The organism is Haliea salexigens DSM 19537 (genome assembly GCF_000423125.1).
Lineage (GTDB): Bacteria > Pseudomonadota > Gammaproteobacteria > Pseudomonadales > Halieaceae > Haliea > Haliea salexigens.
The window spans coordinates 209,272-222,263 of record NZ_AUHJ01000002.1; the positions used below are offsets into that span (position 1 = coordinate 209,272).

General features: G+C 62.7%; 11 protein-coding genes. 6 read left to right on the top strand and 5 right to left on the bottom strand.

Translation table 11 applies throughout. From position 1 onward, the window contains the following. Positions 1–27 precede the first annotated feature (27 nt). Positions 28–813, top strand: a complete 786-nt coding sequence (locus G533_RS0103725; protein ID WP_027948807.1) for an SDR family oxidoreductase — start codon at positions 28–30, stop codon at positions 811–813. Positions 814–837: 24 nt separating this feature from the next. Here the strand turns inward: G533_RS0103725 and G533_RS0103730 are convergent, their stop codons facing one another. The 3 genes from G533_RS0103730 to G533_RS23300 form a co-directional block, all read right to left on the bottom strand. Next, on the bottom strand, positions 838–1,050 hold the full coding sequence (locus tag G533_RS0103730) for an RNA-binding S4 domain-containing protein (protein WP_027948808.1): 213 nt from the start codon (positions 1,048–1,050) through the stop codon (positions 838–840). Positions 1,051–1,101: 51 nt separating this feature from the next. Further along, positions 1,102–2,709, bottom strand: a complete 1,608-nt coding sequence (locus G533_RS0103735) for an ABC-F family ATPase (RefSeq protein ID WP_027948809.1) — start codon at positions 2,707–2,709, stop codon at positions 1,102–1,104. A gap of 131 nt (positions 2,710–2,840) precedes the next feature. Beyond that, positions 2,841–3,728: an alpha/beta hydrolase gene (locus tag G533_RS23300; protein ID WP_051229936.1), complete on the bottom strand. Its 888-nt coding sequence runs from the start codon at positions 3,726–3,728 to the stop codon at positions 2,841–2,843. 132 nt (positions 3,729–3,860) lie between these two features. On the opposite strand from G533_RS23300, the gene G533_RS0103745 reads away from it, so the two are divergent. Genes G533_RS0103745 through G533_RS0103755 form a run of 3 tightly spaced genes read left to right on the top strand, consistent with a single transcriptional unit; the run spans position 3,861 to position 5,817 of the window. Further along, positions 3,861–4,844, top strand: a complete 984-nt coding sequence (locus G533_RS0103745; RefSeq protein WP_027948810.1) for an LLM class flavin-dependent oxidoreductase — start codon at positions 3,861–3,863, stop codon at positions 4,842–4,844. 26 nt (positions 4,845–4,870) lie between these two features. Continuing rightward, positions 4,871–5,227 (top strand): YbaN family protein, encoded by a 357-nt coding sequence (locus G533_RS0103750; RefSeq protein ID WP_027948811.1) that lies wholly within the window; start codon positions 4,871–4,873, stop codon positions 5,225–5,227. A gap of 32 nt (positions 5,228–5,259) precedes the next feature. Beyond that, positions 5,260–5,817 (top strand): YqaA family protein, encoded by a 558-nt coding sequence (locus G533_RS0103755; protein ID WP_027948812.1) that lies wholly within the window; start codon positions 5,260–5,262, stop codon positions 5,815–5,817. A gap of 63 nt (positions 5,818–5,880) precedes the next feature. Here the strand turns inward: G533_RS0103755 and gcvP are convergent, their stop codons facing one another. Further along, positions 5,881–8,772 carry an aminomethyl-transferring glycine dehydrogenase gene (gene gcvP, locus G533_RS0103760; protein WP_027948813.1) on the bottom strand — a complete coding sequence of 964 codons (2,892 nt, stop codon included), beginning with the start codon at positions 8,770–8,772 and terminating at the stop codon, positions 5,881–5,883. Between the two features lie 148 nt (positions 8,773–8,920). Between gcvP and G533_RS0103765 the strand changes: the two genes are divergently transcribed. Then, the gene (locus G533_RS0103765; protein WP_027948814.1) at positions 8,921–10,138 is read left to right on the top strand and encodes a serine hydrolase domain-containing protein; all 1,218 of its coding nucleotides are present in this window, start codon (positions 8,921–8,923) and stop codon (positions 10,136–10,138) included. 61 nt (positions 10,139–10,199) lie between these two features. Then, positions 10,200–12,371 carry a hypothetical protein gene (locus G533_RS20405; protein ID WP_035526295.1) on the top strand — a complete coding sequence of 724 codons (2,172 nt, stop codon included), beginning with the start codon at positions 10,200–10,202 and terminating at the stop codon, positions 12,369–12,371. Positions 12,372–12,403: 32 nt separating this feature from the next. On the opposite strand, the gene greB is transcribed toward G533_RS20405, so the two are convergent. Next, positions 12,404–12,922, bottom strand: a complete 519-nt coding sequence (greB, locus tag G533_RS0103775) for a transcription elongation factor GreB (protein ID WP_027948815.1) — start codon at positions 12,920–12,922, stop codon at positions 12,404–12,406. Positions 12,923–12,992 lie beyond the last annotated feature (70 nt).

The window sequence follows — 12,992 nt, forward strand, 5'->3', positions numbered from 1 at the left end:
GTGCATGCACAATATTCGGAGCGGGTAATGGGTAGAGTTGAAGGAAAAGTTGCGATTGTTACCGGGGCTGCAGGAGGGCTGGGTGAGGCAATTGTGCGCAGATTGTTGGCAGAAGGTGCCACAGTAGTTGCCACGGATATCAATGAGCAGAGTTTAAGCAAGTATCAGGAAGCAGTCGGCGAGCGCTGCATGACCCAGTGTCACGATGTCGCCAGCGAGAGTTCGTGGAAAGAAGTGATGGAGAAGACGCTTGCCAGGTACGGCAGGCTTGACGTGCTGGTGAATAACGCCGGCATAGTGATAGCCGGCTCGGTTGAGGAAACCTCGCTAGAGGATTTTCGGCGGGTACAGCAGGTGCATAGCGAAGGCACGTTTCTAGGTTGCAAATTCGCCTTGCCGGCCATGAGAGGGACGGGCGCGGGGAGCGGGTCAATCATCAACATGTCATCTGTCACTGCAATTGGCGGGTTCCCTTACGTATTCGCTTATGCCGCGGCCAAGGGCGCAATACGCTCCATGACCAAATCGATCGCGGCGGGCACGTCTGCAGTTGGCGAGCCGATACGCTGCAACTCAATTCACCCGGGGCGAATCGAGACACCGATGGTGCGTGCCTGTAGAGAAGAACGCGAGTTGCTGTCCGGAAACGAGGCCGTGGAAGAGGGCAACCCGTCAGGCCATCCGGACGACATCGCGCATGCCGTTGTTTATCTGGCTTCGGATGAGTCGGTATGGATGAACGGGTCCGAGATGGTAATCGACAACGGAGCAACCATCACCGATGGGAGCGTCAAGCGGCGCGTGCAACACTGAAGCCTTGGCGCAATGCGGCCGCCGCTAAACCAAACGCAGTGTAATGTGCTCTCCCCGGAACTCAATGGTATCCCCGTCGCGCATCTGCCGGCGTTTGCGCGTTTCCACCTCGCCGTTCACGCGAACCTGGCCGTCACCAATAAGTAGCTTGGCCTCGCCACCGGTCGTCACCAGCCCCTCGAACTTGAGGATTTTATAGAGCTCTACCGGTTCACGCGTGATATCGATGGTTCTCATTGGCTGTGCCTGCGTCTGCTAGCGGTGGTGGAACGAGTTTTGTCGATTCTGTCAGGCGGCCTTCGCCTCCGCGCGCGCACGGTCGACAAGGTATTCGTCGTAGGTGCCCTGGAAGTCGATCAGGCTGTTGTCCTTGATTTCCACGATACGGGTTGCCAGGGACGACACGAACTGCCGGTCGTGGCTGACGAAGATCAGCGTGCCATCGTAGTTGGCCAGGGCTTTGTTCAGCGCCTCGATGGATTCCATATCCATGTGGTTGGTGGGCTCGTCCATGATGAGCACATTGATATCCATCATCATCAACTTGCCGAACATCAGGCGGTTTTTCTCGCCGCCGGAGCAGACGCTGGCTTTCTTGTTGGCATCGTCTGCTGTGAACAGCAGGCGGCCGAGCATGCCGCGTACGGCGAGATCGTCGTGCCGGGGCATGCGCCACTGGGTCATCCATTCGAAGATGGTGAGGTCGCCTTCGAAGTCAGCGCTGCTGTCCTGCGGGCAGTAGCCGATGGCCGCGTTTTCCGACCATTTGACTTCACCGCGGTTAGCGCTGATTTCTTCAATCAGGCAGCGCAAAAAGGTGGTTTTACCCGCGCCGTTTTCGCCGATAACTGCGAGCCGTGCGCCGGCCTCCAGAATCATCTGGCCACCGCTGAACAGCGGGCCGTCGTCGAACCCGTGAGCGAGATTCTCAAGCACCAGCGCCTGGCGATGCAGCTTCTTGTGTTGTTTGAAGGTGATGTAGGGGGAGACCCGGCTGGACGGTTTGATCTCGTCCAGCTTGATCTTCTCCATTTTCTTGGCGCGGGAGCTGGCCTGTTTCGCCTTGGAGGCGTTGGCTGAGAAGCGGTTCACAAAGCTCTGCAATTCCTCCAGCTCCGCGGTCTTTTTCGCGTTGCCGGCCTGCAACTGGTCCTGTATCAACGTGGACGCGGCCACGAAGGCTTCGTAGTTGCCCGGGTAGATGCGCAGCTCACCGTAGTCGATATCCGCCATGTGGGTGCACACCGCGTTCAGGAAGTGGCGATCGTGGGAAATGATGATCATGGTGCTCTTGCGCTGGTTCAGCACCCCGGCCAGCCAGTTGATGCTGTGGATGTCCAGGTTGTTGGTCGGTTCATCCAGCAGCAGGATGTCCGGGTCCGCAAAGAGTGCCTGGGCGAGCAATACACGCAGCTTCCAGCCCGGCGCTACCTGCTTCATCAAACCGAAGTGCAGGGATTCCTCGATGCCCGCTTCCAGCAGCAGTTCGCCAGCGCGGCTCTCGGCGGTATAGCCGTCCATCTCCGCGAACTGGACTTCCAGTTCGGCCACGCGCATGCCATCGTCTTCGCTCATTTCCGGCAGCGCGTAAATGCGCTCGCGCTCCTGCTTCACTTTCCACAGTGCCGCGTCGCCCATGATGACAGCGTCTACCACGCTGTAGTTTTCGAAGGCGAACTGGTCCTGACTCAATATACCCAGGGAGCAACCCGGTTCAACCGACACGTTGCCGGCAGTGGGGGTGAGTGCGCCACTCAGAATTTTCATGAACGTGGACTTGCCGCAGCCGTTGGCCCCGATCAGGCCGTAGCGGTTGCCGTTGCCAAATTTGGCCGAAATGTTTTCAAACAGCGGCTTGGCACCGAACTGCATGGTGATGTTCGCGGTGGTAATCAAGAGCGTATTCCTGCGAGCGAGCGAATGGGGCGTGGATGTGCCGGCGTGGTCGTGGTGGTGTGGCCACAGTGGCGGCGTGAGCGGGGCGGCACTATACGGGCTTGGGCCTTGAGTGTCGAGGGCGCTGGCTGTTATCCGGCATTGTGCACAATGTAGGCACGTATGCGGCACCAGGCAGCAACGGCCTCGGGCACCTGCTCATTCACCAGCCCGTGCCAGCCCTGAATCATCCCCGGCCAACTTTCCATCGTGGCCTCCACGCCACAGCGCAGCGCGTTGACCGCGAGCCTCGCGGCACCATTGCCCACGGTATCGAACTGGCCGATTTGCAGATAAAGCGGCGGCAGGCCGGTGAGGTCGGCGAAGGCCGGTGACACGCGCGGGTCGTCCAGGGCGATTTTCCCCGCCACGTAGTCCCGCCCCCGGTTGCGGACCCACTCGGGGGTCAGGAACGGGTCTCCCCGCTCGCCGGTTTCTTCCGACACCGACAGATCGAACCATCCGGTCAGTGACACAAAGCACGCTGGCATGGGCAGCCCGGCATCGCGCAGGCGCAGCAACAGGCCCACGGCGAGGCTGCCGCCACAGGACTCGCCGATCAGAACAATGTTCTGCGGCTCGACGCCGGATTCCACCAACCCGCAATAGGCGTTAAAGCAATCGTCGTGGGCGGCGGGGTAGGGGTGCTCCGGCGCCAGCCGGTAATCCGGCATGACGACCCGGCAATCGGTGTGCCGGGCAATCATTTCTGCGTAGAAATGGTACTCGTCCAGCGGGGTGGAAACGAAGGCGCCGCCGTGGCAGTGAAAGGCCACCCGGTGATTGCTGTGGGCTTCCAGTGCGTAGTCTCCGCAGCGAACCCCGCCGTATTCCAGCAGCCGGACTTGCAGGTGCTTGCTGACGGGCCGGCTGTGGAAGGGAGCGAACATCGCGCGTACGGCGAGATAGTCGGCGGCGGGGTCGGCGAAATCGGGCGGTATGGCGTCGATGATGGCGCGTAGTTCCTTACTGGCAGGCATGGCGTTTCCCTTCGGCGGCGTAGTTTGACGGGCTGACGATTGGCGTTGTCACCAGATGATTGTCCGCAACGGACTGCCACACGACCCCCCGCGATAATGACGCGGGGTCTGGAGTGTCGGTATACTCCGGCGATGATTCCATTATCCATACTCGATGTTACCGCTGTTCCCGAGGGCAGCACCACCGCGCAGGCGCTAGAGAACGCCCGGGACCTGGCGCAGCATGCGGAGCGCCTGGGGTATCACCGCCTGTGGGTTGCCGAGCATCACAACATGCAGAGCATCGCCAGCGCAGCCACCTCCATCGTCATTGCACACCTGGCCAACGCGACCACCTCAATCCGCCTGGGGTCGGGCGGTATCATGTTGCCCAACCATGCCCCGCTGGTTATCGCCGAACAGTTCGGCACACTGGCAACACTGTTTCCCGGCCGTATCGATCTGGGACTGGGACGCGCACCAGGCACCGATCAGGTTACTGCACGTGCTTTGCGGCGCAATTTGAGTGGCAGCGTGGACGACTTTCCCAACGATGTGCTGGAGCTGCAACACTATTTAAAGCCGGCGCAGCCGGGCCAGGCTGTGGTGGCCACACCCGGTGCTGGTACCGAAGTGCCGCTGTGGATTCTAGGGTCCAGCCTGTATGGCGCAGGGCTGGCGGCGATGCTGGGCCTGCCGTTCGCGTTTGCGTCCCACTTCGCCCCCGCGCACATGGAGCAGGCGATAGACATCTACCGGGAACAATTCCAGCCCTCTGCGCAGTTGGACAAACCTTACATTATGCTCGGCTACAACGTGTTCGCCGCAGATACCGACGAGGAAGCACAGCTACTGCAAACGTCGATGATGCAAACCTTTGTGCGTCTGTGGCGGGGTACACCGGGTAAAATGCCGCCGCCCCAGGCGGGCTATTGGGACACCTTGGGCCCGCAGGAACAGCAGATGTTGGGCGCCATGCTGCGCTGCTCGGCCGTGGGTGCCCCGGATACCGTGGCGACCGCCATGCACGCGTTTGTCGCCTCTACCGGGGCCGACGAGCTGATGCTGATGTCCTCCATCCACGACCATCAGAAGCGGCTGCGCTCTTTTGAGCTGGCGGCAGCGGCGATCGGCTAGTATTCCCTGCCGGCAGGGATGCCTCAATGCACAGTCTTCTATGGCGCCTTATTGCAATCACGGCCCTGTTGCTGGCGGCGGTGGGCATACTACTGCCCATTATGCCCACCGTGCCCTTCCTGCTGGTCGCCACTTGGGCCGCCTCCCGCGGCTGGCCGGAACTCAATGACTGGCTGCTCAATCACCCCGAATACGGGCCGCATATCAGTGCCTGGCAGGAGAACGGTGCGGTGTCACGCCGTGCCAAATGGTTGGCGACGGTCATGCTCGGCGGCAGCACCAGCATATTGTGGCTATCCAGTGCGCCGACAGTGCTTGCCGCGGGTATCAGCACGGTGTTCGTCGTCGTGCTGACGTGGTTGTGGTGGCGGCCGGAGCCGTGAGCGATACATCTGGTCCATCTGGAGGCTCGTGGTTGCAGCGTTTTGGTTACCGCCTGGTGCATTCGCGCCATGCCCTGTGGGGGCTCACGCTGGCGTCATTTCTGGAATCCACCGTAGTGCCCATTCCCTTGGAAGCGCTGTTGATCCCGCTTATGCAGGCCAGGCGCCGGCAGCTCTTCCTGTTGGCTGCGCTGGCCTTGCTCGGCTGTTTGCTGGGCGCCAGTGTCGGGTATGGTGCCGGCTTGTGGCTTTTCGACGCGTTCGGTGATCAGCTGCTTGAGTGGTTTGCCAACCCGGCGCAGTTTGAACGCGCACGCACGGCCATGGCGGACCACGGCTTCTGGTTTGTTTTAAGCGTGGGCGTAACGCCGGTGCCTTTCCAGACCGCAATGCTGGTCGCCGGCGCCACCGGTTACTCCTTCGCGCTGTTTATGCTGGCCTCTGCGCTGGCGCGGGGACTGCGCTACTTCGGGCTCGCCCTGCTGGTTTACTGGGCGGGTGATCAGGCTGAGGCGTTATTCCGCCGGCATACTCGCTGGGTTGCTGTGGCTGTTTTGGTGCTGGTAGTTGCGGTTTTTCTACTGGTTTGAGCGCGGCGGCCAACGAAAGTTGAGCACTATGCATTGCGAGCCGCCTCCATTCCCGCCGCTCGTCTACACCCCCACCGGCTCCCGATACGCATCAATGCTCGGGCAGGAACACACCAGGTTGCGGTCGCCGTACACATTGTCTACCCGGTTCACCGGTGGCCAGTACTTGCGCTGACGCAGGGAGGGCAGGGGGTAGGCAGCCTGTTCCCGCGTGTAGGCGTGCTCCCAATGCTCGGCCGTCACGTCCTGCAGGGTATGCGGGGCGTTGCGCAGGGGGTTGTCGGTGGCGTCCAGGCGGCCTTCCTCCACCGCGCGAATCTCCTCGCGGATGGCGATCATGGCGTCGCAGAAGCGGTCCAGCTCGGCGAGTGATTCCGATTCAGTCGGCTCAATCATCAGTGTGCCCGCAACCGGGAACGACATGGTGGGTGCGTGGAAGCCGAAGTCCACCAGGCGCTTGGCAATGTCCTCTTCAGAAATACCGCTGGCTTCTTTGAGCGGGCGGATGTCGACAATGCACTCGTGTGCCACCGTGCCATTGCGCCCGGTATAGAGCACCGGGTAGTGGCTCTGCAGACGGTGGGAGATGTAGTTGGCGCTGAGGATCGCCACGCGTGTGGCCTGGGTGAGGCCTGCAGCGCCCATGAGCGCAATGTAGGCCCAACTGATAGGCAGAATGGAGGCGCTGCCCCAGGGGGCGGCGGACACCACGTCGTTGCTCTCCGGCAGGCCCGGCAGCGGCACCACCGGGTGCGACGGCAGGAAAGGCTGCAGGTGTGCGCCCACGCCGATGGGGCCCATACCGGGGCCGCCACCACCGTGCGGAATACAGAAAGTTTTGTGCAGGTTCAGGTGCGACACGTCAGCGCCGAACTTGCCGGGTGAAGCGAGCCCCACCAGTGCGTTGAGGTTGGCGCCGTCCACGTACACCTGCCCGCCATGACGGTGCACGATATCGCACACATCGACCACGGTTTCTTCGAACACACCGTGGGTGGAGGGGTAGGTGATCATGATCGCTGCGAGTTCGTTACTGTACTGTTCGGCGCGGGCTGTGAGGTCGTTGAGGTCAACGTTGCCGTCGGCATCACAATCCACAATGACTACCCGCATGCCGGCCAGCGCGGCGCTGGCGGGGTTGGTGCCGTGGGCAGAGGAGGGGATCAGGCAGACGTCGCGCTGGTCGTCGCCGCGGCTCTCGTGGTAGCGGCGAATCGCCAGCAGCCCGGCGTACTCCCCCTGCGAGCCGGCGTTGGGTTGCAGCGAAATGGCATCGTAACCGGTGCATTCCTTGAGCATGTGCTCCAGCTCCGCGAGCATCTCGCGGTAGCCCTCGGTCTGATCGGCCGGGGCGAACGGGTGGATGCCGGCGAATTCGGCCCAGGTCACGGGCAGCATTTCGGTGGTGGCGTTGAGCTTCATGGTGCAGCTGCCCAGCGGAATCATGGCCTGGTTGAGGGCGATGTCGCGGGTTTCCAGCCGGCGCATGTAGCGCAGCATCTCCGTTTCCGAGTGGTAGTCGTTGAACAGTGGGTGCTGCAGATAGTCCACGCTGCGCTGCAGTGGCTGGGGTATCGCCGTGGCCGGAGCGGCCTGATCCCGACAGGGTGTTCCCGCCGCTTTGCCCGTGATGGCTGCCAGCAGCTGGTCGACATCTTCCGCCGTGGTGGTCTCGTCCAGGGCAATGCCCAGTTTGTGGGTGCCGATAATGCGCAGGTTCATGCCCGCCGCCAGCGCGCGCTCGACAATGGCCTGCTGCTGGTCACCCACGTTCAGGGTGAGTGTGTCGAAGTAGGCCGTGTTCTCCGCCGTCATGCCGGCTGCCTGCAGGCCGGTAGCCAGCAGCCCGGTGAGGTAGTGCACACGTTCGGCGATGCGCCGCAGGCCCACCGGCCCGTGATACATGGCATAAAAGGCGGCCATGATGGAGAGCAGCGCCTGGGCCGTACAGATGTTGCTGGTGGCCTTCTCCCGGCGGATGTGCTGTTCGCGGGTCTGCATGGCCATGCGCAGGGCTTCGTTGCCGTGGCAGTCGATAGACACACCGATAATACGCCCGGGGGTGGAGCGCTTGTAGGCGTCGCGAGTGGCAAAGAAGGCTGCGTGCGGGCCGCCGAAACCCATGGGAACGCCAAAGCGCTGCGAATTGCCCACGACCACATCGGCGCCCTGGGCACCGGGTGACTTCAGCAGCAGCAGCGACATAAGGTCGGCGGCCACGGTCACCAAGGTGCCGGCAGCATGCGCTTTCGCAATCAGCGGTTCCAGGTCATGCACATGGCCGTAGGTGCCGGGGTACTGCAGCAGCAGGCCGAAGGCCTCTGTGCTGCCCGCGAGTTGGGCGGGGTCACCGACCACCACCTCGATATCCAGCGCCTCGGCGCGGGTGCGCACCACGGCAATGGTTTGTGGGTGGCAATCTTCGGCGACGATAAACGTGCTACTGCGGTTTTTCTTGTTGACCCGCTGCATAAGGGTCATGGCCTCCGCCGCGGCGGTGCCTTCGTCCAGCATGGAGGCATTGGCCAGTTCCATGCCGGTCAGGTCCATGATGGTCTGCTGGAAGGTGAGCAGGGCTTCAAGACGACCCTGGGATATCTCCGGCTGGTAGGGTGTATACGCGGTGTACCAACCCGGGTTTTCCAGCACATTGCGCTGGATGACTGCGGGGGTATAGGTGTCGTGGTAGCCAGTGCCGATGTAGGATTTGAGCACACGGTTCTTGCCGGCAATGGCACGCAGACGCGCCAGCACGGCCTGCTCGGTTTGCGGCGCGGCCAGGTCCATGGGCGCTTGGTTGCGGATGCGCGCGGGCACGGTGGCGTCAATCAGGGCGTCGAGGCTGTCGAAGCCGAGCAGGCGCGCCATCTCCGCCTGCTGCGCCGGCGTGGGCCCGATATGGCGCCCAACGAATTCCTGAGAGTGTTCCAGTTCGGACAGCGAAAGACGAGTCATGGCAGCTCCGGGGCGGGCGTGGCAGCAGGGTGTCAGGGAAGGCGCGAATGGTAGCAGCAGGGCCCCCGAGCGGCAATATTCTGTACCCCTTGTGACCAGTCTGGCACACTGCCCGACAACTTCGTACGCGCCGCGATCAGGAGACCGCATGGAACAGGTAAATCCCGAGACTCTGGGCCTCAATGCGGCACAGCTGGCGCGCATTGGCGAGCATTTACGTGGCCGCTACCTGGAACCCGGCAAACTGCCGGGCAGCGTCACCCTGGTGGCCCGTTACGGCCGCGTGGGCCTGCTCGACGTGGCGGGGCTCAGTGACATCGAACGCGATACGCCGATGAGCGTGGATACCATTTTCCGCATCTACTCCATGAGCAAGCCGATCACCTCGGTGGCGCTGATGATGCTGTACGAGCGCGGCCTGTTTTCGCTGGATGACCCTGTACACCGCTTTATCCCCGAGTGGCGTGAGCTGGCGGTGCGCACGGCGGGTGCTTTCCCGCTGTTTGCCACGCAACCCTGCGCGCGGCCCATGACCATCCGCGATCTGTTGCGGCACACCTCGGGCCTCACCTACGACTTCCTGCGTGAGAGCAACCTGGACTACGCCTACCGCAAGCTCCAGATCGGCAACCCGGCCCCGGGCTATACGCTCAGGCACATGATCGAGCAGCTGGCGCAGCTGCCGCTGGAGTTTTCCCCGGGGACCCGCTGGAACTACTCCCTGGCGACCGATGTGCTGGGTTACCTGATCGAGGTGATCAGCGGCCAGTCATTACCGGACTATTTGCAGGAACACCTGTTCGGTCCGTTGGGTATGGTCGATACCGCCTTCAATATAGCGCCGGACAAGGTGCACCGGCTCGCCTCCTGCTACGAGCGTGATGCCGCGAAAAAACTGGTCTGCAACGACGACGGCCAGGACAGCCGGTTCCGCGACCGGGTGTTCTACTCCGGCGGTGGCGGACTGTTGTCTACCGTTGGTGACTACTTCCGTTTCTGCCAGATGTTGCTGCAGGGCGGCACGCTGGATGGGGTGCGCATTCTGGGCTCGCGCACGCTGGAGTACATGACGGCCAATCACCTGCCCGGGGACGTGGACCTGGAGCAATTCGCCATGGGCAGCTTCAGTGAAACCGAGTACGAGGGTGTGGGTTTCGGGTTGGGTTTTGCCAACAAGATTGACCCGGTAAAGAACGGCAACCTGGCCTCACTGGGCAGCTTCTTCTGGGGCGGCTTGGCCAGCACCCTTTTCTGGGTCGACCCGGAAGAGGAGCTGGTGGTGATCTTCATGACCCAGCTTATGCCGTCGAGCACCTTCAACCTGCGCGGACAGCTGGAGTCGATGGTCTACGCTGCGCTGGACTGAGCGGCGCGGGCTGCGCTAGTCTCCGGGTCTGCATAACAATAATCTGACCCTGGAGGTTTGCATGATATTGCAGCGCCCCGTGCTTTACCTGTCATTACTGGCGGGCCTTGTGGCCTGTTCCGATGGCACCGATACCGTACCGGTCACCCCGCCTCCCGAGCCGCCACCGCCGATCAGTATCGATACCCCCAACGCTGACCGCTGCGAGATGCTGGATGCGGAGAACTGCATGTTCCCCTGGCCCAGCGATGTGTTCACGGTGGCTGATGAGAGCCTGGAGACCGGGCGTCGGGTAAACCTCAATCAGGAATCGCTACCGGCCAATCGGCGCGGTGATCGCGTGGACCCCGCGGAATGGAACCGCAACGACGGCTTTTCCCCCTCGCAGATGATTCTCGCGCAGGTGCCGGGCGTGGATCTGGCGCAGACCGGCGCGCCGTCGATCAGCGATCTCGCGCAGTCGCTGGAGGTTGATTCGCCGGTTGTGGTGATTCGCGCCAGCACCGGTGAACAGCACCTGGTGTTTGCGGAGCTGGATGCCAACACCGACGACCCCGCCGAGCAGACCTTTATTATCCGCCCCATGGTGCAGTTCGAGCGGGGGGAGCGTTACATTGTGGCGCTGCGCAACCTGCGCGACAGCGCCGGTGAGGTGCTGGAGGCGCCGGAAGTGTTCCGCGCGTTTCGCGATGACACGCTGACCGACAACGAGGACATCGAGGCGCGTCGCCCGGCCATGGACGCGCTGTTCAGTACGCTCGAAGACGCCGGTGTTGAGCGCAGCGAGCTGTATCTGGCCTGGGACTTCACCGTGGCCAGTGCCCGCAACATCACCGAGCGCCTGCTGCACATTCGCGACGAAGCCTTTGCGGACCTCGGTGCCGCCGCGCCGGATTACGTTATTGATACCCTCACTGATTTCGCACCCTGCGACCCCGACGGCTGCACCGATGGCCAGGATGAGCAGATCGCACGAGAAATCGCCGGCACGTTCTTCATTCCCAACTTCCTCGACTCCGACGAAGGCGCACCGGGCTCGGCGTTCTACTACGCCACACCCGATGACGGCCTGCCGGATCGCCTGAATGGCGACAACCTGTTTGCGGCCAATTTCGTTTGCCGTATCCCCCGCTCGGTGGCCGAAGACTTCGAAGCGCCACCCAAGGCACAGGCGCGCCCATCTTTGTACGGGCACGGCCTGCTGGGGAGTGCCAATGAGGCGCGCGGTGGCACACGGCAGAACGTCGATATTATGGCGCTGGACCACCAGATGATGTTCTGCGCCACCGACTGGGCGGGTTTTGCCAGCGCCGATGTGCCGTTTGCGATTCAGGTACTGCAGGACTTCAGCCTCATGCAGGCCTTCTTCGACCGGCAACAGCAGGGCCTGCTGAACTTCATGTTCCTGGCCCGGCTGTTGAAGAGCGACGCGGGCTTCGCGGCCGACCCAGCCTTCCAGGCGGCGGGCCAGCCGGTATTTGACAACAGCACGGTGTACTACGATGGCAACAGCCAGGGCGGTATTCTCGGCGGCGCGCTGATGGCGGTTATTCAGGATGTGACGCGCGGCGTGCTGGGTGTGCCGGGTATGTCTTACAGTTTCCTGCTGCGGCGCAGCGTGGACTTCAACGCCTTTACGCCGTTTTTCAGCGGTAGCGGTACCGGCGAAGACGGCGGTGGCTATCCGAGCGTGAAAGACCAGAGCTTCCTGCTGTCCATGGCGCAACTGCTGTGGGATCGCGCCGAGTCCAGCGGCTATGTTGTGCACATTGAGCGCGACCCGCTGCCCAATACGCCGGTGCATTCGGTGTTGCTGCAAGTGGCCTACGGTGACCACCAGGTGAGCATGTGGTCGGCGGAGTTCATGGCGCGCAGTATCGGTGCGCACCTGCGTATTCCCGCGCTGGAGACCGGGCGTCACCCGGACAGTAATCCCTATGTGGGCCTCGAGCCCGTGCCTGCAGGTGATTTTACCGGCTCGGTGTTGACCCTGTGGGACGACGGCCCGGTAGGCGCTGGCGCGCTTGAGGGAGGCACCGCACCGCCACCCATCACCAACACCCCGCCGGTGGAGCCTGATTTTGGCAACGACCCCCACAGCTTGCCGCGGCGCGAGCCTGCGGCGCAGGCACAGAAATCCGCCTTCCTGAGGCCGGAGGGCGAGGGCCGGTTCGTCGACACCTGTGCGCCGGAACAAGCCTGCTTCACCAACGGCTACAATCCCGGGGGCTGATCCTGCCACGCGGCGCGCGCGGCCGGTGAGGTTCAGGTCGCGCGGGTTGCAGGGTCGCTGTAGTCGACGGCAGCAATCACGTAGTGTTGTTCGCCGCCGGGGCTGTGCAGGCTGACCTCATCATCCAGGCGCTTCCCGAGCAGGCTGCGGGCCAGGGGAGAATCCATGCTCAGCTTGCCGGCAGCGAGATCGAACTCGTCGGGGCCCACGATGCGGTAGCAACGTTCCCTGCCGGCTTCGTCCTCCAGGGTGACCCAGGCACCAAAAAACACTTTTTCGGTGTCCGCGGGTATGCGGTCGACCACGTTGAGCTCCTCCAGCCGCTTACTGAGAAAGCGCACCCGCGAGTCGATTTCGCGCAGCCGGCGTTTACCGTAGATGTAATCCCCGTTTTCCGAGCGGTCGCCGTTTTTTGCCGCCTCGTGTACCACGTCAGTGACCTGCGGGCGCTCCACTTTCCATAACTGATGCAGTTCCGCGCGCAGCACCGCCTCCCCCTGCGGGGTGATATAGGGCGACCCCCGGCGGCGGGGTGGGCGGTAGCGACTCATGGTGCGTATTCTAACGGCGCGAGTTTCACTACACTAGCGGGCAGTCCCTGTTTGCCAAGGAGAATCGAAC

Coding starts and splice junctions, on each gene's coding strand:
- G533_RS0103765 (WP_027948814.1), top strand. CDS start 8,921: ATGGAACAGGTAAATCCCGAGACTCTGGGCCTCAATGCGGCACAGCTG.
- G533_RS20405 (WP_035526295.1), top strand. CDS start 10,200: ATGATATTGCAGCGCCCCGTGCTTTACCTGTCATTACTGGCGGGCCTT.
- gcvP (WP_027948813.1), bottom strand. CDS start 8,772: ATGACTCGTCTTTCGCTGTCCGAACTGGAACACTCTCAGGAATTCGTT.
- G533_RS0103730 (WP_027948808.1), bottom strand. CDS start 1,050: ATGAGAACCATCGATATCACGCGTGAACCGGTAGAGCTCTATAAAATC.
- G533_RS0103750 (WP_027948811.1), top strand. CDS start 4,871: ATGCACAGTCTTCTATGGCGCCTTATTGCAATCACGGCCCTGTTGCTG.
- G533_RS0103725 (WP_027948807.1), top strand. CDS start 28: ATGGGTAGAGTTGAAGGAAAAGTTGCGATTGTTACCGGGGCTGCAGGA.
- G533_RS0103745 (WP_027948810.1), top strand. CDS start 3,861: ATGATTCCATTATCCATACTCGATGTTACCGCTGTTCCCGAGGGCAGC.
- G533_RS23300 (WP_051229936.1), bottom strand. CDS start 3,728: ATGCCTGCCAGTAAGGAACTACGCGCCATCATCGACGCCATACCGCCC.
- greB (WP_027948815.1), bottom strand. CDS start 12,922: ATGAGTCGCTACCGCCCACCCCGCCGCCGGGGGTCGCCCTATATCACC.